A 23021-nucleotide genomic window follows, 5' to 3' on the forward strand; every position below is an offset into this window, starting at 1 on the left:
TTTGAGTTTTAGCCTTGCGGCCGTACTCCCCAGGCGGGGCGCTTAATGCGTTAGCTACGGCACAGAATCAACCAACGTGACCCCACACCTAGCGCCCACCGTTTACAGCATGGACTACCAGGGTATCTAATCCTGTTCGCTCCCCACGCTTTCGCTCCTCAGCGTCAGAACAATCCCAGAGATCCGCCTTCGCCACCGGTGTTCCTCCACATATCTGCGCATTTCACCGCTACACGTAGAATTCCGATCTCCCCTAATTGCCTCAAGTCGACCCGTATCCACCGCAAAACCCCGGTTAAGCCGAGGCCTTTCACGGCGGACGCAATCAACCGCCTACGAGCCCTTTACGCCCAATAAATCCGGACAACGCTCGCGCCCTACGTCTTACCGCGGCTGCTGGCACGTAGTTAGCCGGCGCTTATTCAACCACTACCGTCAACCCCGCGAATACGGAGCCTTCGTGGTGGATAAAAGAGGTTTACAACCCGAAAGCCGTCATCCCTCACGCGGCGTCGCTGCATCAGGCTTTCGCCCATTGTGCAAAATTCCCCACTGCTGCCTCCCGTAGGAGTCTGGGCCGTATCTCAGTCCCAATGTGACCGACCGCCCTCTCAGGCCGGCTACCCGTCAAAGCCTTGGTGCGCCACTACCGCACCAACAAGCTGATAGGCCGCGGGCCCCTCCCCAACCGCAAAAACTTTCCACCTCGAACCATGCGGATCAAGGTCGTATCCGGTATTAGCCGCCGTTTCCAACGGTTATCCCAGAGATGGGGGCAGGTTACCCACGTGTTACTCACCCGTTCGCCACTCGAGTACCCGCAAGCGGGCCTTTCCGTTCGACTTGCATGTGTGAAGCACGCCGCCAGCGTTCGTCCTGAGCCAGGATCAAACTCTCCAACAAAAACCTGTTGCGCACTGACACCTCACGGCACCAGCGACTTTGGTATGTGTCGAAGCATGTCCTGACCGATTTTCTACGGGGCACCAAGCAAGTGCCCCAAGGAAAAGACAGTCAAAAACAGTACCAACCAGAAACCACCAGCACCTAGGCCAACAATTCCCGATCAGCCCGCACGCTGACCATCCAAACACCCTGTTGAGTTCTCAAACAACACGCACTAATCAGATCTGAAACTTCTTGGAAGTTCCTCTCCGACCGGAGCGGCTCCAGTAACTTACCAGACCGGTTTTCGGGCCGTTTTGGCCCCCCGATCGATTCGTTCGGAGTTTTACCCTTTTGGTTCCGGGTCAGGGCCTTTCGGCTTTCCTGTCCGTTTCCCCCTCGGGCAAAGACAAATTTACGGTACCTGGAAACGGGGTTCGCAAGGGGGGTGCGTGCTCGGCGCCACACCCTTGCGAACTCCACGTTTCCGCAGGTCAATCCGCAATCAGGGCTAGCGCTTGCGGCGTTTGCCCCTGGCTTCCTCTTCTTTCGCGACCCTTTCGAGCACCTCGGCGCGACGCTCCCTGCGCTCGGCGAGGCGTTCGTCGGCGCCCTTGCGGTCGCTGATCTCGAATCGGGCGTCGGTGCCGCGGGGCGCGACGGTCGCGACGATGTTCGGGTCGGTCGGCTGCCACTCGAACTCGTGGTCGGCGATGCGGACGAACGAGCCGGGCACCGCGCCTTCCTTCACGAGCGCGTCCTCCACGCCGATGGCGGCGAGCCGGTCGGCGAGGTAGCCCACCGCTTCCTCGTTCTCGAAGTTGGTCTGGCCGATCCAGCGCTCGGGCTTGCTGCCGGTCACGATGAACTCGACGTCACCCTCGTAGGCCGGCTTCACCCTCTTGACCTTGAAGCCGGAGTCGCCGATGGCGGCCGGACGGATAACGGTGCGGGTCGCCTCGACCGGCGGCTGCGCTTCGCGGTACTCGACCACTTCCTTGGCGAAGGCGAAGTTGAGCTCCTTCAGCCCTTCACGGCTGACGGCGCTGACCGCGTAGACGGGCCACCCGTACTTCTCGAGATCGCCGCGCACGTAGTCGGCGAGCTCGCGCCCGTCCGGAACGTCGATCTTGTTGAGGACGATGATGCGCGGCCGGTCGGCGAGGCCGCCGTACTCGGCGAGCTCGTGCTCCAGGGCGTCGATGTCGGAGACCGGGTCGCGGTCGGACTCGAGGCTGGCGCAGTCGACGACGTGCGCGAGCACCGCGCAGCGCTCGATGTGCCGCAGGAACTGGAGTCCGAGGCCCTTGCCGGCTGCGGCGCCCGGGATGAGGCCCGGGACGTCCGCGATCGTGTAGGTCGTCTCCCCCGCGGACACGACGCCGAGGTTCGGGGTCAGCGTCGTGAAGGGGTAGTCGGCGATCTTCGGCCGGGCGGCCGACATCGCGGCGATGAGCGAGGACTTGCCCGCGGAGGGGAAGCCGACGAGGCCGACGTCCGCCACGCTCTTGAGTTCGAGCACGATCGAGAGCTCGTCTCCGGGCTCGCCGAGTTCGGCGAATCCGGGGACCTTGCGCTTGGAGCTGACGAGGGCGCGGTTGCCGCGGCCGCCGCGGCCGCCGTGCGCCACGGTCACCTCGGCGTCGGCCCCGGTGAGGTCGGCGAGGATCTCACCCTCGGAGTAGATGACGGTGCCGTTGGGAACGGACACCCGGATGGACTCGCCGTTGGCGCCGTCCCGGTTGGATCCTGCGCCCTGCTTGCCATTGCCGCCCTGCAGGCGGGTCTGGAAGTGGAAGTCGAGCAGGGTGTGCACGTTCGGGTCTACGACGAAGACCACATCACCCCCGTGGCCGCCGTTGCCGCCGTCGGGTCCGCCGAGCGGCTTGAACTTCTCACGGTGGACCGACACACAGCCGTTGCCACCTTTACCGGCAATGACCTGGAGATTCACGCGGTCTACAAAACTTGTCACCGCCCAAGCGTAGCCACCTCGGGGACCCCGGGAGACGGAGCCTGCAGCACATGCTAAAGTTTCTCCTCGTGCGAGACACACGGGCGCGAAAGCGCGGTAGTGACTCAAACACCATGCGCCGCTAGCTCAACTGGCAGAGCAGCTGACTCTTAATCAGCGGGTTCGGGGTTCGAGTCCCTGGCGGCGCACCACACAAGAGGTCCTGGTCACAGGGCCTCTTTTTGGTTTCCCCGAAAGCGTGCGAAAAGGGGCCCGGCGGCCTGCGGCCGCCGGGCCCTGCTGCTTACGTGAAGTCGGCGAACAGCTCGCCGGACTGCTCGACGAGGTTCTCCATCGCGGCCTTGGCGGCGGCCTCGTCGATGTTCTCACCGTCCCACAGCGTTGCGGAGACGTAGACGACGAGACTGCCGACGGCGACGTTCATGTAGAGGGACTTCGTGCCACTGGTGGTGCTGGTGTAGTAGCTCCCGGCGTCGCCGTACGCGGTGTACTCGGTGTACTCGTAGTCGGAGTCGGTGCCGTAGTACTCGGCGTCCAGCTCGACCCAGTCCACTGCGCCCTCGGCGTCCTCGTAGTCGTTGATCCGCACGCTGAGCCCGGTCGCATTTTCGTTGTAGAAATTGCAGCTCAAGGAGCCGAGGCCGTTGGTGCTGGTCTCGGTCCGGGACGTCAGGTCCGGGTCGACCGCGCCGAACGCCTCCTCGAAGGCGGACATGTCGAAGGCGTCGCAGGCTTCCGACACCAGGCCCGAGGCCGGGGCGTTGCCGCCGTCGTCACCGCCGTCGTCACCGCCGTTGTCGCCGCCGTCGCCGCCTCCGTCGTCACCGCCGTTGTCGCCGCCCTCGGTGGCGCCTTCGCTCGAGTCGGTGCCGTCGCCGCCGCTGCCCTCGTTGTCGCTCGAGCCCTGCGTGCGCTGCACCACGAGGAGGATCACGGTCATGATGATGATGAGGACCGTCAGTACCGCCCCGCCGATCAGCCACAGGTTGTTCTGCTGTTGCGGCTGCGGGGACTGGCCGCCGTACTGCGGCGTCGGGTAGCCCGGCTGCGAGGGGTAGGTCATCTGGTCGGCTCCATAGGGATCGTTCGTGCGTCGACTTCACTCTAACGCCGCTCGTCCAGGCCTGTTCGCCCGGAGTTTGCCAGCGGGGGCGGCCTCCGGTGGGGCCCCGGTGCCTAGACTGGGCGCATATCCGACCCTTGCAACCTCGATTGGTCCATTATGGCGAATGTCTTCCACGTGCATCTCAACGAGCTGAACGAACTTCTGGTCGAGATGGCCCGCAGGGTCGGCGACGCGGTCGAGCAGGCCGGCGCGGCGCTGCTCGAGACGGACGTCGCCGCAGCCGAGGCTGTGGTGGCGGCGGACGACCAGGTGAACGCCCTGCAGTTCCAGGTGGATGACCGGATCGTGGAACTGATGACGCAGTACGACCCGGTGGCGACGGACCTGCGGTTCGTGCTGGGGGCCGTGCGGATCTCGGTGGACCTGGAGCGGATGGGCGACCTGGCGAAGCACGTGGCGAAGTCGGTGCTCCTGCGCGCGCCCGCACCGGTGATCCCCGATTCGCTGCGGGCGGACTTCGCGGCGATGGGCGCGGCGGCCGTGCACCTCTCGCAGAAGCTGGTGACGGTCCTCGAGGAGCGCGACCACCTGCAGGCCTCGCAGATGGGGCTCGACGACGACGAGCTCGACGCGATCCAGCAGCGCATCCACGACCAGTTGCCGACCCTGGGCTACGGGCCGCAGACGGCGGTGGACGTGGCGCTCCTGGCGCGGTTCTTCGAGCGCTTCGGCGACCATGCGGTCCGCATCTCGCATCAGGTGGTCTACCTCGTGACAGGGGATGTTCACCTGGACCGTTCATAACGGTCCGATCACAACCGGGGCGATACCCGGTAAAACCGCCTGTTCAGAGGGGTGTCCCCCACAGGTCTCTCTTCACTGTTGCGAATCGCGCTCAGTCGTTCACCTTGAGTTCAACTCCAAGTCAGCGGGTGAACACCGGGTCTGGCTTTGATGGTTGCGGACAGTGAAGCAGTAGCCCGGCCGAGCGCTGGGAGACGGAGTAGAGACCAGCTGTGAACATGAAACTGAACCGCAGAGCCATCATCGGCGGCATCACCGCCGGCACCCTCGCGTTCGGCCTGGCGGCCTGCGGCGGCGGCGACGACGAGGGCGGATCCGGCGACCTGGTGTCCGGTGACATCATCGGTTCCGGCGCGAGCTTCCCCGACGCGTTCTACGCCGCCGCGATCGAGGCGTACGCCGAGGTGAACCCCGAGCTGAACGTCACCTACAGCGCCGAGGGCTCCAGCGCCGGCAAAGAGGCGTTCGGGCAGAACCTGAACGACTTCGCCGGCACCGACTCGCTGGTCAAGGACGACGACGGCCCCGAAGCCGGCTCGTTCCAGTACATCCCCACCGTTGCAGCCCCGATCACGGTGTCGTACAACCTGCCGGGAATCGACGGCGTGCAGATCCCCCAGGAGACCCTGGCCGGGATCTTCCAGGGCGACGTCACCACCTGGAACGACCAGGCGCTCGTCGACGCCAACCCGGACCTGACCCTCCCCGCGACCGCGATCACCATCGCGCACCGCTCGGACGGTTCGGGCACCACCAAGAACTTCTCGACCTTCCTCGACGAGGCCACCGACACGTGGACCCTCGGCGCCTCGGACGAGATCGAATGGCCCGAAGGCTCCATCGGCGGCGAGAAGAACACCGGTGTCGCCACCGTCATCACCCAGACCGAAGGCGCGATCGGTTACGTCGACCTCGCCGACGCGAACGAGACCGGTCTCCAGACCGCGCTCATCGAGAACGCCGAAGGCGCCTTCATCGCCCCGAGCCTGGAGGCCTCCACGGCCGCCCTCGAAGGCGCCGAAGTGGCCGACGACCTCTCCTACAACCCGCTGAACGCGGCCGGTGCCGAGTCCTACCCGATCGTCGCGCCGACCTACATCCTCATCCGCACCGAGTACGAGGACGAGAACGTCGCGGCCGGTGTCAAGGAGTTCGTGAACTACCTGCTCACCGACGGCCAGGAACTCGCCAACGGCGTGGACTTCGCCCCGCTGCCCGAGGCGCTGCGCACCCAGGCCCTCGACGCCCTGAACGCGACGATTGCCTAAGCACACCGGAAACCCCGATGACCCCAACGGCCGCGAAGCCGATGGGGTTTTCGGCCGTTCCGCCGATGAAACCGGAGAGAAGATCTTGACCGCAATGGCACCCCCCGAAGCGCCCCCTGAGGTGAACCTCGGTGGCGAAGCCCGCTCCCGCCGCACCGACAAGGGGTTCACCGGCCTGGTGACCCTGGCCGGCCTCATGGTCCTCATCGTGCTGGGCCTGATCCTGGTCACCACCTCGGTCCAGGCCTGGCCCGCCATCAGCAAGGACCCGATCGAGTTCCTCACCGGCTCCCGCTGGTCGCCGAGCGACGAGGTCTTCGGCACGCTCGGCTTCCTGTACGGCACCATCGTCACCTCGGTCATCGCGATGGTCATCGCGGTGCCGGTGTCGATCGGCATCGCGCTGTTCATCACGGAAGTCGCACACCGCCGCAGCCGCAAGTACATCGTCACCATCGTCGACCTGCTCGCCACCGTGCCCTCGGTGGTGTTCGGCCTGGTCGGCAGCATCGTGCTGATCCCGTGGATCACCCCGCTCTACCAGTGGTGGGCCGGAGTGGTCGCCCCGATCCCGGGGCTGTCGGCGATCTTCGACGACACCAACACCGGCCGCAACTACTTCACCGCGGGCCTGATCCTCGCGATCATGTGCATCCCGATCATCACCTCGATCTCCCGGGAGGTGTTCGCGACCGTGCCCGACATCGACAAGCAGGGCGCCTACGCCCTCGGCGCGACCCGCTGGGAGATGATCAAGGGTGCGATCCTGCCCCACTCGTTCGGCGGCCTCGTCGGCGCCTCCATGCTCGGCCTGGGCCGCGCGATGGGCGAGACGATCGCGGTGGCGCTGGTCATCGGCGGCGCGATCGGCGTCAACCCGAACCTGTTCGCGCCGGGCAACACCATGGCGGCGGTCATCGCCCAGCAGTGGGGCGAGGCCGGCGGCCTCCACACCGACGCGCTCATCGGCATCGGCGTGCTGCTGTTCGCCATCACCGTCCTGATCAACTTCCTGGCCCGCGTCGTGGTCCGGCGCGCGGAGATCAAAATGAAGGGTGCCCACTCATGACGACGCTCTCGAACGGCGGCGCGACGCCTCCGGACCTGACGGGGCGCAACCTGTCGCTGCGGCGCTCGTTCGCGGACAAGGGCGCGACGATCCTCATCGGCCTCTGCGTCCTCATCGCCGCCCTGCCGCTCGCCCTGGTGGCCTACCAGGTCGTCTCGCGCGGCGCCTCCTCGTGGAGCCTGGACTGGTTCGTCGAGGAGATCCCGCGGAACTACCGCACGGCGGGCCCGGGCATGGGCCCGGCGATCCTCGGCACGCTGCTGATCACCGGCATGGCCGCGCTCATCTCGATCCCGATCGGCGTGCTCGGCGCGGTCTACCTCAACGAGTACGGCAAGAACAAGCCGCTCGCGCGGTTCATCCGGACGATGGCCGACGTCATGACCGGTGTGCCCTCGATCATGATGGGCCTGTTCATCTACGTCGGCTACGTGACCGTGATCGACGACCGGACCGGTTTCGCCGGGGCGCTGGCCCTGGCCTGCCTGATGCTGCCGATCGTGATCCGCTCCACTGAGGAGATGCTGCGGCTGGTGCCCGATGAGCTGCGGCAGGCCTCGGCCGGGCTGGGCGCGCGCAAGTGGCGCACGGTCATGGGCGTGGTGATCCCGGCGGCGTCCTCGGGCATCACCTCCGGTTCGCTCCTGGCGGTCGCGCGCGCGGCCGGCGAGACCGCGCCGATCATCGTCACGGTGGGCCTGACCTACATCTACAAGCCCGACCTGTTCGACGGCGCGAACACGACGCTGGCCGCGCAGATCTTCCGCAACGCGAGCCAGCCGTTCGCGGCCTCGCAGGACCGCGCCTGGGGCGCGGCGCTGACGCTGATCGCGATCGTCTTCCTGTTCACGATCGTCTCGCGCATCATCGCCTCGCGGTTCGCCATCGACAAGCGCTAGCACTGCCCGGTCTCTACGCCGCGGCCCCGCACCTCACGGTGCGGGGCCGTTGCTTTTTGGGCGCTGTGCGGTGAACGCGGCGTTCACCGCATAGGCGGAAGGCCCCGCCGGATCGGCGGGGCCCGGATTCGCGGCTCGTGCGTCTAGCCGAAGCGGCCGGTGACGTAGTTCTCCGTGCGCTCGTCCGAAGGCGTGGTGAAGATGCGCTGGGTGTCGTCGAACTCGACGAGGACGCCGGTGCGGGTGTCGCTCTGCTCGTTCACCTCGGTGGAGAAGAACGCGGTCTTGTCGGAGACGCGCGCGGCCTGCTGCATGTTGTGGGTGACGATCACGATCGTGAACTGCTTGGCCAGGTCGACCATGAGCTCTTCGATGCGGGCCGTGGCGATCGGGTCGAGGGCCGAGCACGGCTCGTCCATGAGGACCACCTCGGGCGCGAGCGCGATGGTGCGGGCGATGCACAGGCGCTGCTGCTGGCCGCCGGAGAGGGCCAGGGCGCTCTGCTTGAGCTTGTCCTTGACCTCGTCCCAGAGGGCGGCCTTCTTGAGGGAGTCCTCGACGATGGCCTCGCGCTCGGCGCGGGGGACGCCGTGGATCTTGGGGCCGTAGGCGACGTTGTCGAAGATGGACTTGGGGAAGGGGTTGGCCTTCTGGAAGACCATGCCGATGCGGCGGCGGACTTCGACGGGGTCGACGCCGGCGGCGTAGACGTCCTTGCCGTGGTAGGCAACGGTGCCTTCGACGCGGGCGCCGGGGATGAGGTCGTTCATGCGGTTGAGGGAGCGCAGCAGGGTCGACTTGCCGCAGCCCGAGGGGCCGATGAGCGCGGTGATCTCGTTCTTGGCGACGGTGAAGTTGACGTCCTTGACGGCGTTGTAGGCGCCGTAGTAGACGTTGACGCCGCGGATGTCGAAGACGGTGGGGGCGCCCTGTCCGACGGGTGCGTGCGGGACGCCGGGCGCGGTGTTCGCGCCGATGCGGCGGGGGTCGACGGTCCGGCCGAGCGCCGAGTACGACGGGTCGCTCATGGTTTCTCCTTCTGCGCCAGGCAGGTGTGGAAGCAAGCGGGGCTGCCGCGACTGTAGGCCCGGCGGGTGGCCCGGGGTTCGATCCCGGGTGAACCGGGGGTGAATCCGCGGGCCCGTCTCGGTCTCGTCGGTGACGGGTTCGTTTCCGCTCGTCTCGGCGGAAACTGGACGGAGGGCCTCTGGGGCGGCGATACTGGCCGGATGAGATTCCTGGTGCGCTTGGTCTTGACGGCGCTGGCGCTGTGGCTGGCCACGGCGATCGTCGGCGGTATTCACCTGTACGGCGACTCGGTGCTGGAGCGGTTCTTGTCGCTGGTGGTGGTGGCGTTGGTGTTCACGCTGGTGAACACGTTCGTGAAGCCGCTGATCATGCTGATCGGCTGTGCGTTGTACGTGCTGACCCTGGGTCTGTTCGGGCTGGTGGTGAACGCGCTGATGTTCTGGTTGACCGGCTGGGTCTCGGAAAAGCTCTCGCTGGGGTTCTACGTGGACGGTTTCTGGCCGGCGTTCTGGGGCGCGATCATCGTGTCGGTGGCGATGTGGGTGATGGACCTGCTGTCGCCGCGCAAGCCGGCCGAGGAGTCGTAGCGGGCATGGGCAACGGGGGCGGCCTGGCGGGGCCGCCCCCGTTCTCGCGTGCGGGCTCTTGGTCGGTGCCTGTTAGAAGGGCAGTCCGGTCGACGGGCCTGTGGCGGTGTCGCGGACGTTGGCGTCGCGCTTGGCGGCCTTGGTGGAGCCCGCGGCGTTGAAGGGCATGGGGCCCTGCGGTCCGGGGGCTTTGCCGAGGCGGCGGCGCATGATGTTGAGGTTGTGCAGTCCGGCGAGCGCGTAGGTGCGGATGCGCGCGTACTGCTTGGCCTTCTTGGCGGTCTTGAGTCGCTCGACCGCTTTGTAGTGGAGTTTCCTGGCGCGGTCGAGGGCCGCGGCGGCTTCGGTGTCGCCTACGGAGACCGGGGCGATCTTCAGCTGGCTGCCGAGGAGCTCGGTCCAGGCTTCGGCGTCGGTCTTGGCCCTGTTTTTTCGACGGCGCTTGGTGTCGATGATCGAGAGCAGGCCGAGAACGGCTGCGAAGACGAGGACGATCGCAACGATTGCGATGAACGCGATGGTAGAGGTTTCAATGGCGTCTTTCATCGTCACCCCCCGTGACCAGTGCTGATGATGTTGGTACGAATATTATTCCATTCCCGCCCGGCATTTGTGAAAGTCCCCCTGGTTCGGGCGTTTTCATGTGCGCCGCACAGAAATGCCGCGGATCGGACGCTCCGCGCGAGCGGATTTCCGGTTGAAGGTACCCGCTGCATGTGAAGTCGAATCGACCCTGTCGCCATACATGCAATAATGCGCATGTTAGCATTCGGATGCGGAGGGGACCCCACCGCCGAGGCCCGGTCCGCCGCGCCCGCACCGAGACGAAGGAGGCCGCCCTCCATGGGCCACGACCACTCGCACGCAGGAGCCGCCTCGCTCGGCGCACGCCACCGGGGCCGGCTCTGGCTCGCACTCGGCCTCGCCCTCGCAGTGGCGGCCGTCGAGGCGGTCGCCTCCTGGTACACCCATTCGCTCGCCCTGCTCTCGGACGCCGGGCACGTCGCCGGCGACGCCCTCGGGATCGCCATGGCGCTGGCCGCGATCATCGCCGTGCGCCGCTCCGGCGGGCGGCCGCGACGCACCTACGGGATGTACCGGCTCGAAGTCCTCGCGGCCCTGGCCAACACGCTGCTGCTGTTCGGCGTCGCCGGATTCGTCATCGTGCAGGCCGTGCGCCGCCTCGGCGAGCAGCCCGAGGTGCAGTCCGGCCCGATGCTCGCCGTGGCCCTCTTCGGCCTCGCGGCGAACGTCGCCTCCCTGCTCCTGCTGCGTTCGGCCGCCGCCGAGTCGATCAACGTGCGCGGCGCCTACACCGAGGTCCTCGGCGACGCGATCGCCTCCCTCGGCGTCATCGCCGCCGCCCTCGTCATCGCCTTCACCGACTGGTACGCGGTCGACAGCCTGATCGCCGTCGGCGTGGGCCTGTTCATCCTGCCGCGCGCCTACCGGCTGGGCCGCGACGCGCTCCGCATCCTCCTCCAGCACGCCCCCGTCGGCGTCGACCCGAAACGGGTCGAGCACGCGCTCGCTGCACTCGATGGGGTGAAAGCTGTGCACGATCTTCATCTGTGGACTTTGACTTCGGGTATGGAGGTCGCGACCGTCCATCTCGCAGTCGATCCGGGCGCCGACCCCGCCGGCGTGCTCGGCGACGCGCAGCGGACGCTGGCAGAACAATTCGACATCGCGCACGCGACCGTCCAGATCGAGCCCGGCAGCGCGGAGGCGTCCTGCGGCACACCGCATTGGTGAAGCGCGGCAGGGCTTCTGTCCGGTACCTGATATTGACGGATAGTCGACGTTTCTCTTGTCACGCAATGGTTAAGCTCGACACCGTCCTGGGGACTCGAATGCTCCTTGGAAGGAGGAGATCCATGTTGACCCACGCATGGAGGAAGAGCAGCAGGTCAGGCCCCAACGGGGCCTGTGTCGAAGCCAGGCTCGCGGAAGCGGCCGTGGAGATCAGGGACACCAAGCTGACGGTGAGCCCGATCCTGCGCGCCAGCCGAGCCGACTGGCGTTCGCTGCTGCGGACATCCGGCAGGTAATTGAGTAAGGACGGGTAAGGGGGCGGACACGGCGTCAGCGCCGTGTCCGCCCCCTTGCGTCCGGGTCTAGAGCGTCTTGAGGTGCTGGGCCTGCTGCTCGATGAACTCCAGGCTCCGGCCCGGGTCGAGCGCGGCCGACCGGAGGTAGCTGAAGATCTCGTGGAAGGGCTGCACGTCGGCGCCCTCCTCGTAGACGTCGCCGTTGTGGCCCTCGATGTAGACCACGTCGGGGTGGCGGTAGCCGGGGTCGACCTCGCCCTCCAGCGGTCCGAAGCCGAGGATCGTGAACGAGGACAGCATCCCCGGGTAGGCCCCGCCCTCGAAGGGCAGCACCTGGAGGTGCACGTTCGGGAGCGAGCCGAGCTCGAGCAGGTTCTGCAGCTGGTCGAACATGACCTTAGGCCCGCCGAGGACGCGGCGGATGGCGGCCTCGTCGATGACGTTCCAGATCTTCAGGTCCCCGCGCAGGCGCTGCTGGCGCTCCATGCGCAGGTCGATCCGCTCCTTCATGAACCGCTGCGACTGCTCCGGGACCATCCCGAAGGTGGCCGTGGCGTACTCGCGGGTCTGCAAGAGCCCGTTGATGATCAGGCCGTCGTACACGTTCAGGCTGGAGGCGTCCTGCTCCAGGCCGATGTACGTGGCGTACGGCGGGGAGATGGTGTCGGAGTACCGCGCCCACCAGCCGCGCTTGCGGCCGTCGCGGGCCAGGCGCACGAGCTCGTCCACGAGTTCGGAGTCGTCGACCCCGTAGACCTCGACCAGGGCCTGGACGTCTCGGGGTTTGATCCCGACCCGGCCGAGCTCCATGCGGTAGATCGTGGAACTGGTGACTTCAAGGGCTGCAGCGGCGTCGTTGGCGTCCTTGCCGGACTTCTCGCGCAGGTCCCGGAGGATCTTCCCGGCGCGGCGGCGGCGGACGGTGGGGCTGCCGGTCGAAGGCATCGCCTTGCCTCCCAACTTCTTCGGCAGATCGCTCTCAGCGTTGTCGTTCGATGTACCCATTTGACACCCTGATCTCTCCGGATTCGGTGAGGACGCACCGAGTGGTGGAGGACTTCTGGGCCGCTCACCCGGTAACGTCAGCTGTTCTCAAGTGCGGCCCGCCGGCGTCGCCGAGACCGATCGTCCGGGTCTCGCCTGCGCGGCCGCGGGGCGGGAGGAATCGCCACCCGATCCGGTTATACCTCTTGCATCCAAATTCTGCATGTGCAATTCTACTGTACGGAGGGGCTATCCGCCTCCCCTCGACTGTACCGATTCGACACCGCGACTCGGCATCGACCAGGTCACACCGGAGTCAGGCGCCCAGAAACCAAGGGCCACAAGGGATTCCAGCCCATCGAAAGACCGGAAAGGCAGCCCGCGTTGCGCAGTCCGTACACACTCGACAACCCCCCGCCGGATGAGCCGCCCAGCGAAGTGCTGGTGCCGAGCCTCTGGCGCGTGCAGGCGCGCTGGTGGAAACGCCACACACCCGCCCTCGACCAGCGCAGCGTCAAGCACCCCGTGTGCGGGCACTGCAGCCAGTCCTGGCCATGCCACTCGTGGGCGTGCTGGGACGGCCAGCTCGGCCAGGCCGTCGGCGGCCCGGCCGCCCCCCGCGCCCTTCCCGAGCCCGGCCCCGCGACTCCGATGCGCGCCATCGGCGCCGTCGTCGCCGCGGCGAAGTCCTGACGGCCGGCGCCGCGGGCGGACGCGGCGCCGAAAATCCCTCGATCGAGCCGAAGTTCGCCCGACCCAGCGCGTAGCCTCAGCGCCCGCCGTTCGTTAGACCCTCAGAACTGGTCCGACACCGGGCAGAGATGATGGCTCGCAAGCTTCGCCGGAGCTGCGGATCCACAGCTCGCGAGCTTCGCCAAGGCTGCGAATTCGCGGCTTGCGAGCTTCGCCGAGAAGGGGAAAGCCGCCGGATGCTGAGCACTCGCAACCTCAAGGCAGGCGTGGTCCTGGACGGGCGGTACCGGCTCGAACGCCGCATCGGCGGCGGCGGCATGGGCGACGTCTGGGAGGGCGTCGACACCATCCTCTGGCGCACCGTCGCCATCAAGGTGCTCCTCGCCGACCTCGTGGACGACCGGGGCTTCCGCGAGCGCTTCCGCCGCGAGGCCCGCGCCATCGCCGTCATGCAGGGCCCCGGGGTCGTGGAGGTCTACGACTACGGCGAGATCGAGGACGAGGACGCCCAGCTCGCGTACCTGATCATGGAGTACGTGGACGGCAAACCGCTCTCGCGCCTGCTCGGCCTCTGGGGCAAGCTCAGCCCGGCCGACTCGCTGCGCGTCATCGGCGGCGTCGCCGAGGCGCTGCACGTGGCCCACTCCGCCGGGATCGTCCACCGCGACATCAAGCCCGGGAACATCCTCGTGCGCTCGGACGGCTCGGTCGTCCTGGTGGACTTCGGGATCGCCCGCGTCAGCCACAACCTGACCCTCACCACCACCGGCGTCGTGCTCGGCACCGTCACCTACATGTCGCCCGAACAGGCCGCGGGCGAGAACCTCACGGCCGCTTCGGACCTGTACTCGCTCGGCGTCGTCGCCCACCAGTGCCTGGCCGGGTCGCCGCCGTTCAAGGCCGACACCCCGCTCGGAGTGCTCTCGGCCCACCTGCGCAACGCCCCGCCGCCGCTGCCCACCGAGATCCCGTACGAGGTCGCCGAGATCGTGCGGCGCTCGCTCCAGAAGGACCCCGCGGCGCGCTGGACCGACGCCGCGGAACTGGCCGAGGCCTGCAGCGAGACGCGCGCGGCGATGATCGGGGGCCGCACTCCCGCCCTGGCGCGCACCCGGATGCAGCCGGCGCGGGCGGCGATCGGCGGCACCACCGGGGCCGGCACCGTGGGCCCGCCTTCGGGCGCGCACCGGCGGCCGACGCCGGAGGGCGACACCGGGCTCCGCTCGTACCAGACCGGGCCGCAACCGGTCTCGAAGGCCATACCGCCGTCCCCGCCGCACGAGCCGCACCCGTCGTCACCGCCGCCGCACACGGGCGGGCACACGCTGCCGCCGTTCACCGGCTCGCACACCGGGTCGCACGCGGCGGCCCCGCCCGCCGGTCCGACCGGCCCGGGCCCCGTGCCCGCCGCCGAGCACTCCCGCTCGCGTCGGCGCGGACTGTGGCTGTCGCTCGCCGCCACGCTCGCCGCCGTGGGGACGATCAGCGCGATCGCGATCTCGCTGCCGTGGAACGAGCCGGATCGGGGCGGCGCACTGCCGACCGGTGAGACCGGGCTCCACGGCGCCGAGGTCCAGGGCCAGGACGGCGACGGCGGCGTCTGGGACGAAGGCGACTACGACGAGGGCGAATCGCCTTCGGCCGATCCGAGCGAGACCGCTTCTGACGCAGGGGCATCGGAGCCCGCGGCGGGTACGGCCTCGGCCGGTCCCTCGCTCATGCCGAGCGGGACGCCGAGCGCCGCCGAGAGCTCGTCACCGCCGCCGCCCGCGAAGACCTCGGTGCCGAACGTGGTCACGCAGTCCGAGTCCGACGCCCGCGCCCGCATCGAGGAGTCGGGCCTGACCCCTGCGGTCGACTACGAGGGCGAGGGCGAGGCCCGCTGCGGCGTGGTGCGCCAGTCCCCCAGTGCCGGAAGCGAAGTCGAGCCCGGCTCCACGGTGCAGGTGACCGTGAAGCGCGCCGCGGACGCGGAGGGGTGCAAGCCCGAGACCGGCGAGACGGAAGTCCCGCAAGAGGAGCAGTAGCGCTCGATGCCACCGCCGCGTTCGGCGGTGAGGCGAGCGCGGACGATGCCGCTGCCCGGCGTCGCAGCTGCCGGAGGCGCCTCGACTCGACCGCTGACTCATGCGCGGGCCGGCTTTCCGTGGAGCCGCGGCGTGACCGGGAGTCCGGCGAAGCGTTCGTCGGCCTCCCCGGGAGGCGACCAGCGGCGGCTCGTGAACGGACCGGATGCGACCGGGTTCACAGCGGCGTCCTGTCACGGATCGGGCCGGCGATCGATCTTGGAGTCGACACCTGTTCGACGCGAAGGGAACTCCCCCATGATCATCGTCATCGGCGCCACCGGCCCGGTCGGCCGTGCCGCCATCACCATCCTGAACGAGGCCGGGCACGGCGTCGCCGCCGTCACCCGCGACCCCGAGTCCGCGCGGCTTCCGGAGGGCATGCGCGTCATCGGCGCGGACCCGTCAGAACCGGGCTCGCTCGACGCCCACTGGGAAGGCGTCGAAGGCGTCCTGCTCAGCCCCCGAGCGGCCGGACCCGAGGCCGCGAACCTCCTGAAGACCGCTGCGGCCCAAGGCGTGCAGCGGGTGGCCGTGATCTCCTCGGCCACCGTGGTCCATCCCGCGGGCGAGCCGCGGTTCGCCGAGGGCTTCAAGGCCGCCGAACGCGCGGCCGAGGACTCCGGCCTGGCCTGGACGCACCTGCGCTGCACCGATTTCGCGACGAACACCCTCGCCTGGGCGGGGCAGGTCGCCAGCGGCGCGGTGCGCGGGGCGTACGCGAACGCGGCCTCGTCCACGATCCATGAGCGCGACATCGCGGCCGTGGCGGTCAAGGCCCTCACCGAGACCGGGCACGCGGGCCGCTCCTACGTGCTCACCGGTCCCGAATCGCTGACCCAGACCCGGAAGGCGCAGCTCATCGGCGAGGCGATCGGCCGCGACCTCGCGTACATCGAGCTCGATCCCGAGCAAGTGCGGGCCGCGATGCTCGCCCAGGGCCTGCCCGCGGAGATCCCGGCCCGGCTGCTCGGCTCGCTCGCCGACTTCGCCCGCGAGGCCGGGCCGCACACCGACACCGTCGAACGCCTGCTCGGACGCCCTGCGCTGACGTTCGGGCAGTGGGCGGTCGAGCACGCCGCCGCCTTCAGCCGATAGCGACCAGCGACCAGCGACCAGCGACCAGCGACCAGCGACCAGCGACCAGCGACCAGCGACCAGCGACCAGCGACCACAGCATCGCCTCGCCAGTCCGGAGATGCAAAAGCGCCCGGCGACCATCTGGTCGCCGGGCGCTCCTCGCTTCAGTTGCGGGGCAAGGCCGTTACTGGCCCGCCGCCTGCCTCGCGGCCTCGAGTTCGTCGAGCGCTGCGAGCAGTGCGTCAAGGGCCGCGCCCTCCTGCTCGTTCGAGCCGGAGGCCTGCGCCTCCTCGTACGCCGCCTGCGCCTCGAGGACCTGGGTGATGGCGGCCTCGACCTCCGGCGGGTCGGCGGGCGGGGCCTCGGTCGAAGGCGCCTCGCTCGGCGTCTCCGACGGCGTCTCGGTCGGCGTTTCACCGCCGTCCGTCTCGCCCTCGTTCTGCTCGGCCTCGCTCGGCGCGCCGGACACGTACTTCTCGACCACCATCTCGACGGCCTCTTCGAACGTCGGCGCGAAGCCGACGTAGCCGCCGTAGCTGATCGCGACGTTCGTGAGACGCGGCAGGTCCTCGCCCTGGCCGCCCGCCTGCCGTCGCAGGTACATCGGTTCGAGGTACAGGATGCCGTCGCCCACCGGCAGCGCGAGCAGGTTGCCCCATTCGATCTGCGTGCCGGCCTGCGTGGCGTCGCGGAGCGTCGTCACGACCTCCGGGGTGGACGTGATGATCTGGTGGATCTGCCGCACCGACTGGTCGTCGCCGCCCACCACGTCGTAGAGCTGCAGCTTCGGATCACCGTTCTCGTCGTAGTAGCCCGACAAGAGGCTCGCCAGCGCGTTCTCGCGGTTTCTCGGCGTGAAGGTGCTGGTGAGCTGGAAGTACGGCTGCGTCTGCTCCGGGTAGGTCGCGTACACGTAGTAGGCCGGCTGGATGACCGGCGACTGCTGCGACGGGTCCTCCGGGGTCGCCCAGGCCTCGCTGCCCTCGATGAAGGTGCGGGACTCGTCGACGTGGTAGCGCTGGAGCAGGCTGCGCTGGATCTTGAACAGGTCCTGCGGGTAGCGGAAGTGCGCTTCGAGGGACTCGGGGGTCTCCTCCTTGGGCGTGATGAGGTCGCCGCCGTAGATCTCGTTCCAGGCCTTGAGGATCGGGTCCTCGTCGTCGAACTCGTAGAGCTTGACGGAGCCGTCGTAGGCGTTCACCACGGCCTTGACCGAGGAGCGGATGTAGTTGATCTCCTCGGAGGGCTGGTTCGCGACGCCCTGGCCGGAGTAGGTGTCGTTCGTCGCGTCGGCGAGGTTGACCCGGTCGGAGTAGGGGAAGTCGTTGGTCGTGGTGTAGCCGTCGACGATCCAGACGATCTCGCCGTCCACGACCGCCGGGTACGGGTCGGCCTCGACGGTGAGGAACGGGGCGACCTTCTGGACGCGTTCGCGCACGTTGCGGTTGTAGAGCAGCTGCGACTCGTCGTTGATCTGGTCGGAGAGCAGGAAGCGGGGCTCCTGGAACTCCCAGGCGTAGAGGAGCCGGCGTCCGACGGAGCCGATGTCGATGCCGCCTTCGCCTTCGAAGGTGGTGTACCGGTCGGCGCCGATCTCCTCGGCGTCCTCCTCGGAGGAGTCCTCGTCGGCGACCGCGACGTCGATCGGCCGGTCGTACTCGCGCGGCGTCTCGTTCTCGGGGACGCCGACGATCGCGTACTCGTTGTTCAAGAGCCCGTAGTAGATCTGGGGCTTCTCGACGTCGATGATGTCGTTGCCGATCTGGCAGTTGCCCGGGTCGTCGGAGAGGACGCCGGAGGTGAAGCAGGGGGCGCCCGAGTCGCTCTCGGTGGTCGAGGCGGAGACGAAGCCCCAGCCGTGCGTGTAGACGGTGTGGGCGACGGTCCAGTCCTGCTGCTCGTCCGCGAGCTGGCTCGGGTTGAGTTCGCGCAGGCCCACGACGAAGTCCTGGGTGACCTCTTCGCCGTTCTCGTCGGTGTAGGTGTAGCGGTCGATGTCGAGCTTCTCGTTGAAGTCGTAGAAGCTGCGCGGCTGCTGCGCCTGGGTGAACGCGTCGGAGACGACGAACGGGTCGATGAGGCGCACGAACGGGACCGTGGACTGGTCGGCGGCCATGGTCTCGGCGTTGGGCTGGGAGGCGACCGGGTACGTGGTGGTCTCCAGGTCCTCCATGCCGTACGCGTACCGGGTGCCGTCGATGGTGTGCTGGGCGTAGGGGCCTTCGCGCTGGGGGCGGTTGGGCTCGACCTGGAAGTTGCGGACGACGGCGGGGTAGATGCCGCCGGCGGCGATCGCGGTGACCACGACGAGGCCGAGCGCGGCCGCGGGCAGCGCGAGGGAGCGGGTGAAGCCCCAGGAGAAGACGAGGATGACGACGGCCGCGATGAGGGAGACCCAGATGAGCGCGTTCTTGGCGTTCATGAGTGCGGTCATCTCGGTGTAGCCGCCGCCGACGATGCCGGTGACCTGGTTGTCCTGGGTGGTGAAGTCGTAACGGTCGAAGTAGTAGGCGACGGCCTTGAGCCCCAGGAAGAGGGCCACGAGCACCGAGAGGTGGATGCGCGCGACGTTGGTCATGCGGTCGCCGGTGCCGGAGAAGCGCAGGGCGCCGTAGAGGTAGTAGGCGCTGAGGGAGGCGAGGATGCCGACGACGACCGCGGCGAAGCCGAAGCCGATGAGGAACTGCCAGAACGGGAGTTCGAAGACGTAGAAGCCGGCGTCCATGTGCAGGACGGGGTCGCTCTCGCCGAAGCTGCCGCCCTGGCGGAACAGCAGCCAGGTCTCCCAGCGGCTCTGGGCGGACATGCCGGCGAAGATGCCGACGATGACGGCGACGCCGCCGATCCACCAGCCGGCCTTGGGCGAGATGAGCTCGCGGTAGCGCTCCAGGCCTTCCTGCTCGCTCGTGGCGGGCCAGGTGTCGGGGCGGAACCTGAAGGCGAGGTAGAGGTTGAGGCCGCACCAGGCGGCCATCGCCAGGGTGAAGACTCCGAAGAGCCCCAGGCGGGTCCACATCATGGTCGAGAACACGGCGGTGTAGCCGACCGAGTCGTACCAGAGGTAGTCGGTGCGCAGGCCGACGAGCCAGCCCAGTACCGACAAGAGGACTATCGCCCCCACAAGGAGTATCAGGACGTAGCGTCCTCGTCGGCTCATCCGTGGGGGGGTGGGCGTCCGGTTCGCCACTGCAGCAACTCCTTCACATCATGTGCGGTGCAAGCTTCGCCGAGGCTGCTCAGGTACGGCTCGCGAGCTTCGCCGAGGCTGCTTGCGGGTCGTGGATCGGCAGGGTCAGCAGGTCGTGACTTCGCCGCCGGCCGCTAGGGACTCGAGTGCCGAGACCGCGTCCGCAAGCGTCTCGACTCTGACAATAGTCATGTCGTCGGGGGCGACGGTGACGGCGTCCGAACAGTTCGAAGCCGGGGAGAGGAAGACGTCGGCGCCCGCTTCGGCCGATCCGGTGATCTTCTGCTGGATGCCGCCGATGCCGCCGACGTTCCCTTCGGGGTCGATCTCGCCGGTGCCGGCGATGACCTTCCCGTCGGTCAGATCGCCCTCGGTGACCCGGTCGACGATGCCGAGCGCGAAGATCAGGCCGGCCGAGGGCCCGCCGATGTCGAGGGCTTCGGTGTCGATCTCGATGCCGTACGGATCGTCGTGCGTGGACTGGAGATCGGCGTCGCCGAGCGTCACCGCGGGGACTTCGACCGGTGCTCCGGCCCGGGTGACGGTGACCGTGGTTTCGCTGTCGGCGTAATCGGCGAGGTCCTGGAGCGAGGTGACGGCGGTGCCGTCGACGGCGGTGATGACGTCGCCGGCGACGAGGCCGCCGGAGTCGGCCAGGACCTCGATGACGGCGGGCTCGCCGAGGTAGGCGAGGGCGGCCTGCTCGGCGTTCGACTGGGACTCGGCCCAGTCGGCCTCCTGCTCCTCGGCGATCTCCTCTTCGGATTCGCCGGGCGGGTAGACCAGGTCGCGCGGGACGATGGCGTACTCATTGGACGTCCAGTACTTCAGGGCCTGGACGAGGGTCACCGACTGCTTGACGCGCACGGTGGTGAGGCGCAGCTGGCCTTCCGAGGGGTATTCGGTGTCGGCCGTGATGATCTGGTGCTCGACGCCTTCGACCTCTTGGGCGCCGAGGACGTCCTCGGTGGGGCCGGGGCTGAAGACCACGTAGGCGACGTCCATCGTCAGGGCCTGCCAGGTCAGCAGCGCCACCAGGACCGCACCCAACAGGACGGTGATTCCTCGCCTTCGCATGCGCGGAAGCCTACATGCCCTAGCCCACAGGCGCGTTCGGCCCGCAGCGAACAGGGCGTTTCAGATCGGCGGGCCGTGGCCCGGGGCCCCTACTCTGACGTACGGTTGGCCCATGGGCTCCGACATTCCTTTCGGCTTCGGCAACCTGGGCGGCGACCTGCCCGACCCGAACGATCCGCGGGTGCAGCAGATGATGCAGCAGCTGCAGCAGATGATGGCGCAGTCGCTGTCCTCCGGTCCGGTCAACTGGCAGCTGGCCAAGCAGCTCGCCGAGTCCGAGCTGAAGGCCGAGAACACGGTCGGCCCCGCCGAGCAGGCGCAGGTCGCCGAGTCCGTGCGCCTCGCCGACCTCTGGCTCGACTCCGCCGTGAACTGGCCTTCGGGCGTCACGGCCACTGACGCGTGGACCCGCAAGCAGTGGATCACGCAGACCGAGAACTCCTGGAAGCAGCTCGCCGAGCCGCTCGCCGCCCAGATGGGCGAGGCGATGCAGACGCTCGTGCCCGAGGAGATGGCCGGGATGCTCGGCCCCATGGCCGACGTCATGAAGGGCGTCGGCTCGGCCCTGTTCGGGGCGCAGATGGGGCAAGCGCTCGCCAAGCTCGCCGGGGAGGTGCTGTCCTCCTCCGAGGTCGGCCTGCCGCTCGGCAAGACGGGCGTGGCCGCGCTGCTGCCGGGGAACCTCGCCGCTTACGCCGAGGGCCTGGAGCTCCCGGTCGAGGAGGTGCGGCTGTACGTGGCGCTGCGCGAGGCCGCGACGCACCGCCTGTTCACGCACGCCCCGTGGCTGCGCGCGCACCTGCTGGGGGCGCTGGAGGCGTACGCGCGGGAGATCCGCATCGACGAGTCCGCGATCGAGGAGGCCATGTCGGGCATGGACCCGATGGACCCCGAGGCCGCGGCGACCCTGGACCTGAGCGAGGTCTTCAAGACCGAGGACACCGAGCAGCAGAAGGCGGCGCTGTCGCGCCTGGGCACGACGCTGGCGCTCATCGCCGGCTGGGTGAACACGGTCGTGGCCGAGGCCGTGGGCGACCGGCTGCCGACGATCGACCGGCTCATGGAGGCCGCGCGGCGGCGCCGGGCCACCGGCGGGCCCGCCGAGCAGACCTTCGAGGCGCTGGTCGGGCTCGAGCTCGACCCGGCGAAGGTGCGGGCGGCGACGCGGCTGTGGCAGTCGCTCACCGAGGCGCGGGGCATCGAGGGGCGCGAAGCGGTCTGGGCGCACCCGGACCTCATGCCGAGCGCGGGCGACCTGGAGCACCCCGAGGGGTTCGCGACGGTCTCCGAGGCGCTCGAGGACCTCGACATGTCGATGTTCGACCAGCTCGCGGTCAACGACCCGAAGGAAGAGGACGACGAGGAGCCCGGGGACAAGTAGCCCCGGGGCGTGGTGCCGGCTCGCGGTCTACCGCGGGTCGCTCGCCTCGGCGTCCGCGATGCCCTCGAGGTAGCCGCGGGCCCGCTCGGCCTTGGAGTAGCGCGCGACCATGTCCCAGAACGGGCGCGAGTGGTCGGGGTGGACCAGGTGCGCGAGTTCGTGGAGCAGGACGTAGTCGATCACCCATGAGGGCATCATCATGATCCGGCGGGAGATGCGGATCGTGCCGTCCGAGGGCGTGCATGAACCCCACCGGCGCTGCTGGTTGTCGACCCATCGAACGCTCCTGGGGGTGGCGCATTCGGGGTGCTCGGGGTAGTACCGGCGGGCGAGCCTGACGGCCCGGTCTCGTAGGGCCGTGTCGGACGCGCGGCCGTCGCGGGCCTCGCGCTTCTGCAGCCTAGCGAGCATGTGGTCGATCCACTCCTGCTCCTCGGTCTTCGAGAAGGCGTCAGGGATCATGACGACCACGCGGCCTCGTTCTTCGTAGGCCGCTACGGTTGCCCGGCGTCGGGGAGAGCGCCGCACTTCAACGGGGGGATGCACTTTGCGCGCCATGAACGCACACTAAACCCGGGGGGTGACAATCGCATAACGCGGATGTCGCGATTGCGGTGAGAGCAGTGAAATGCCAAGAAAATCCCCCCGCCGATTTCCCGCAGAATGGGATCAGACGAGGGGTTGGGGCCGTCCGGCCCCGAGGTCACGATTCCTTGCCGAGAATCCGGTTCATCTTGGTGCCGCACACCGGGCACGTGCCCTTCGCCATCCGGCGACCCGAGTCCGAGACCACGACGGTGCCCTCGAAGTCACGCTTCTCGCGGCACTTGACGCAGTAGCCGGTGTAGGTCTTCGTCGCTTGAGCCACTGGTTTCCCCCTGTTGTGCGCGAGCCTGTGGTGCAGGCCCTGTTGCGACGAT

General features: G+C 68.4%; 20 protein-coding genes, 1 tRNA gene and 1 rRNA gene. 12 read left to right on the forward strand and 10 right to left on the reverse strand.

Going from position 1 to position 23021, the window contains the following annotated elements; all coding sequences use genetic code 11:
- Together QWI33_RS26920 and obgE are read right to left on the reverse strand one after the other, a co-directional pair.
- Nucleotides 1-903: ribosomal RNA gene (locus QWI33_RS26920) — 16S ribosomal RNA — on the reverse strand; the annotation flags it as partial.
- A gap of 493 nt (nt 904-1396) precedes the next feature.
- On the reverse strand, nt 1397-2860 hold the full coding sequence (gene obgE, locus QWI33_RS26925; protein ID WP_289959783.1) for a GTPase ObgE: 1464 nt from the start codon (nt 2858-2860) through the stop codon (nt 1397-1399).
- Nucleotides 2861-2975: 115 nt separating this feature from the next.
- Here obgE and QWI33_RS26930 point away from each other — a divergent pair.
- Nucleotides 2976-3051 (forward strand) — tRNA-Lys (locus tag QWI33_RS26930).
- A gap of 92 nt (nt 3052-3143) precedes the next feature.
- Here QWI33_RS26930 and QWI33_RS26935 read toward each other — a convergent pair.
- Nucleotides 3144-3923 (reverse strand): hypothetical protein, encoded by a 780-nt coding sequence (locus QWI33_RS26935; protein ID WP_289959784.1) that lies wholly within the window; start codon nt 3921-3923, stop codon nt 3144-3146.
- Nucleotides 3924-4082: 159 nt separating this feature from the next.
- On the opposite strand from QWI33_RS26935, the gene phoU reads away from it, so the two are divergent.
- The 4 genes from phoU (at nt 4083) to pstA (ending at nt 7966) form a co-directional block, all read left to right on the forward strand.
- Nucleotides 4083-4730, forward strand: a complete 648-nt coding sequence (phoU, locus tag QWI33_RS26940; protein ID WP_289959785.1) for a phosphate signaling complex protein PhoU — start codon at nt 4083-4085, stop codon at nt 4728-4730.
- Between the two features lie 218 nt (nt 4731-4948).
- Entirely contained in the window at nt 4949-5998 is a 1050-nt protein-coding gene (pstS, locus tag QWI33_RS26945) for a phosphate ABC transporter substrate-binding protein PstS (RefSeq protein ID WP_289959906.1), read from the forward strand.
- Between the two features lie 94 nt (nt 5999-6092).
- Nucleotides 6093-7067, forward strand: a complete 975-nt coding sequence (gene pstC, locus QWI33_RS26950; protein WP_289959786.1) for a phosphate ABC transporter permease subunit PstC — start codon at nt 6093-6095, stop codon at nt 7065-7067.
- Entirely contained in the window at nt 7064-7966 is a 903-nt protein-coding gene (gene pstA / locus QWI33_RS26955; RefSeq protein WP_289959787.1) for a phosphate ABC transporter permease PstA, read from the forward strand. The genes pstC and pstA overlap by 4 nt, the downstream gene beginning before the upstream one ends.
- Nucleotides 7967-8109: 143 nt before the next feature.
- Here pstA and pstB read toward each other — a convergent pair whose 3' ends face one another.
- Entirely contained in the window at nt 8110-8994 is an 885-nt protein-coding gene (gene pstB / locus QWI33_RS26960) for a phosphate ABC transporter ATP-binding protein PstB (protein WP_289959788.1), read from the reverse strand.
- 201 nt (nt 8995-9195) lie between these two features.
- On the opposite strand from pstB, the gene QWI33_RS26965 reads away from it, so the two are divergent.
- A complete protein-coding gene (locus QWI33_RS26965) occupies nt 9196-9582 on the forward strand; it encodes a phage holin family protein (RefSeq protein ID WP_289959789.1) in 387 nt (128 codons plus the stop codon).
- 72 nt (nt 9583-9654) lie between these two features.
- Here the strand turns inward: QWI33_RS26965 and QWI33_RS26970 are convergent, their stop codons facing one another.
- Entirely contained in the window at nt 9655-10128 is a 474-nt protein-coding gene (locus QWI33_RS26970) for a hypothetical protein (protein ID WP_289959790.1), read from the reverse strand.
- A gap of 297 nt (nt 10129-10425) precedes the next feature.
- Between QWI33_RS26970 and QWI33_RS26975 the strand changes: the two genes are divergently transcribed.
- On the forward strand, nt 10426-11337 hold the full coding sequence (locus tag QWI33_RS26975; RefSeq protein WP_289959791.1) for a cation diffusion facilitator family transporter: 912 nt from the start codon (nt 10426-10428) through the stop codon (nt 11335-11337).
- A 122-nt stretch (nt 11338-11459) separates the two neighbouring features.
- Nucleotides 11460-11633, forward strand: coding sequence for a DUF397 domain-containing protein (locus QWI33_RS26980; RefSeq protein ID WP_289959792.1), 174 nt, complete (start codon nt 11460-11462; stop codon nt 11631-11633).
- 66 nt (nt 11634-11699) lie between these two features.
- Here QWI33_RS26980 and QWI33_RS26985 read toward each other — a convergent pair whose 3' ends face one another.
- A complete protein-coding gene (locus QWI33_RS26985) occupies nt 11700-12638 on the reverse strand; it encodes a helix-turn-helix domain-containing protein (protein WP_289959793.1) in 939 nt (312 codons plus the stop codon).
- Nucleotides 12639-13001: 363 nt separating this feature from the next.
- Here QWI33_RS26985 and QWI33_RS26990 point away from each other — a divergent pair, with 363 nt between their 5' ends.
- From QWI33_RS26990 to QWI33_RS27000, 3 genes are all read left to right on the forward strand, one after another.
- Nucleotides 13002-13310: a hypothetical protein gene (locus tag QWI33_RS26990; protein ID WP_289959794.1), complete on the forward strand. Its 309-nt coding sequence runs from the start codon at nt 13002-13004 to the stop codon at nt 13308-13310.
- A gap of 236 nt (nt 13311-13546) precedes the next feature.
- Nucleotides 13547-15337: a serine/threonine protein kinase gene (locus QWI33_RS26995; protein ID WP_289959795.1), complete on the forward strand. Its 1791-nt coding sequence runs from the start codon at nt 13547-13549 to the stop codon at nt 15335-15337.
- A 297-nt stretch (nt 15338-15634) separates the two neighbouring features.
- Nucleotides 15635-16474, forward strand: coding sequence for an NAD(P)H-binding protein (locus tag QWI33_RS27000; RefSeq protein WP_289959796.1), 840 nt, complete (start codon nt 15635-15637; stop codon nt 16472-16474).
- A gap of 166 nt (nt 16475-16640) precedes the next feature.
- Here QWI33_RS27000 and QWI33_RS27005 read toward each other — a convergent pair whose 3' ends face one another.
- Nucleotides 16641-19613 carry a UPF0182 family membrane protein gene (locus QWI33_RS27005; protein ID WP_289959797.1) on the reverse strand — a complete coding sequence of 991 codons (2973 nt, stop codon included), beginning with the start codon at nt 19611-19613 and terminating at the stop codon, nt 16641-16643.
- A gap of 135 nt (nt 19614-19748) precedes the next feature.
- Nucleotides 19749-20720 (reverse strand): YlbL family protein, encoded by a 972-nt coding sequence (locus QWI33_RS27010; RefSeq protein WP_289959798.1) that lies wholly within the window; start codon nt 20718-20720, stop codon nt 19749-19751.
- 112 nt (nt 20721-20832) lie between these two features.
- Here QWI33_RS27010 and QWI33_RS27015 point away from each other — a divergent pair, with 112 nt between their 5' ends.
- Nucleotides 20833-22101 carry a zinc-dependent metalloprotease gene (locus QWI33_RS27015; protein WP_289959799.1) on the forward strand — a complete coding sequence of 423 codons (1269 nt, stop codon included), beginning with the start codon at nt 20833-20835 and terminating at the stop codon, nt 22099-22101.
- A gap of 27 nt (nt 22102-22128) precedes the next feature.
- Here QWI33_RS27015 and QWI33_RS27020 read toward each other — a convergent pair whose 3' ends face one another.
- The gene (locus QWI33_RS27020; protein WP_353895563.1) at nt 22129-22659 is read right to left on the reverse strand and encodes a M48 metallopeptidase family protein; all 531 of its coding nucleotides are present in this window, start codon (nt 22657-22659) and stop codon (nt 22129-22131) included.
- A gap of 145 nt (nt 22660-22804) precedes the next feature.
- Nucleotides 22805-22969: a DUF5679 domain-containing protein gene (locus QWI33_RS27025; protein ID WP_205327395.1), complete on the reverse strand. Its 165-nt coding sequence runs from the start codon at nt 22967-22969 to the stop codon at nt 22805-22807.
- Between the last annotated feature and the right edge of the window lie 52 nt (nt 22970-23021).

The organism is Glycomyces tritici (genome assembly GCF_030403505.1).

Excerpts from the sequence above, each read along its gene's own strand:
- QWI33_RS26935 (WP_289959784.1), bottom strand. The coding sequence starts at position 3,923 with ATGACCTACCCCTCGCAGCCGGGCTACCCGACGCCGCAGTACGGCGGC.
- phoU (WP_289959785.1), top strand. The coding sequence starts at position 4,083 with ATGGCGAATGTCTTCCACGTGCATCTCAACGAGCTGAACGAACTTCTG.
- pstS (WP_289959906.1), top strand. The coding sequence starts at position 4,949 with ATGAAACTGAACCGCAGAGCCATCATCGGCGGCATCACCGCCGGCACC.
- pstC (WP_289959786.1), top strand. The coding sequence starts at position 6,093 with ATGGCACCCCCCGAAGCGCCCCCTGAGGTGAACCTCGGTGGCGAAGCC.
- pstA (WP_289959787.1), top strand. The coding sequence starts at position 7,064 with ATGACGACGCTCTCGAACGGCGGCGCGACGCCTCCGGACCTGACGGGG.
- pstB (WP_289959788.1), bottom strand. The coding sequence starts at position 8,994 with ATGAGCGACCCGTCGTACTCGGCGCTCGGCCGGACCGTCGACCCCCGC.
- QWI33_RS26965 (WP_289959789.1), top strand. The coding sequence starts at position 9,196 with ATGAGATTCCTGGTGCGCTTGGTCTTGACGGCGCTGGCGCTGTGGCTG.
- QWI33_RS26970 (WP_289959790.1), bottom strand. The coding sequence starts at position 10,128 with ATGAAAGACGCCATTGAAACCTCTACCATCGCGTTCATCGCAATCGTT.
- QWI33_RS26975 (WP_289959791.1), top strand. The coding sequence starts at position 10,426 with ATGGGCCACGACCACTCGCACGCAGGAGCCGCCTCGCTCGGCGCACGC.
- QWI33_RS26980 (WP_289959792.1), top strand. The coding sequence starts at position 11,460 with ATGTTGACCCACGCATGGAGGAAGAGCAGCAGGTCAGGCCCCAACGGG.
- QWI33_RS26985 (WP_289959793.1), bottom strand. The coding sequence starts at position 12,638 with ATGGGTACATCGAACGACAACGCTGAGAGCGATCTGCCGAAGAAGTTG.
- QWI33_RS26995 (WP_289959795.1), top strand. The coding sequence starts at position 13,547 with ATGCTGAGCACTCGCAACCTCAAGGCAGGCGTGGTCCTGGACGGGCGG.
- QWI33_RS27000 (WP_289959796.1), top strand. The coding sequence starts at position 15,635 with ATGATCATCGTCATCGGCGCCACCGGCCCGGTCGGCCGTGCCGCCATC.
- QWI33_RS27005 (WP_289959797.1), bottom strand. The coding sequence starts at position 19,613 with ATGAGCCGACGAGGACGCTACGTCCTGATACTCCTTGTGGGGGCGATA.
- QWI33_RS27010 (WP_289959798.1), bottom strand. The coding sequence starts at position 20,720 with ATGCGAAGGCGAGGAATCACCGTCCTGTTGGGTGCGGTCCTGGTGGCG.
- QWI33_RS27015 (WP_289959799.1), top strand. The coding sequence starts at position 20,833 with ATGGGCTCCGACATTCCTTTCGGCTTCGGCAACCTGGGCGGCGACCTG.
- QWI33_RS27020 (WP_353895563.1), bottom strand. The coding sequence starts at position 22,659 with ATGGCGCGCAAAGTGCATCCCCCCGTTGAAGTGCGGCGCTCTCCCCGA.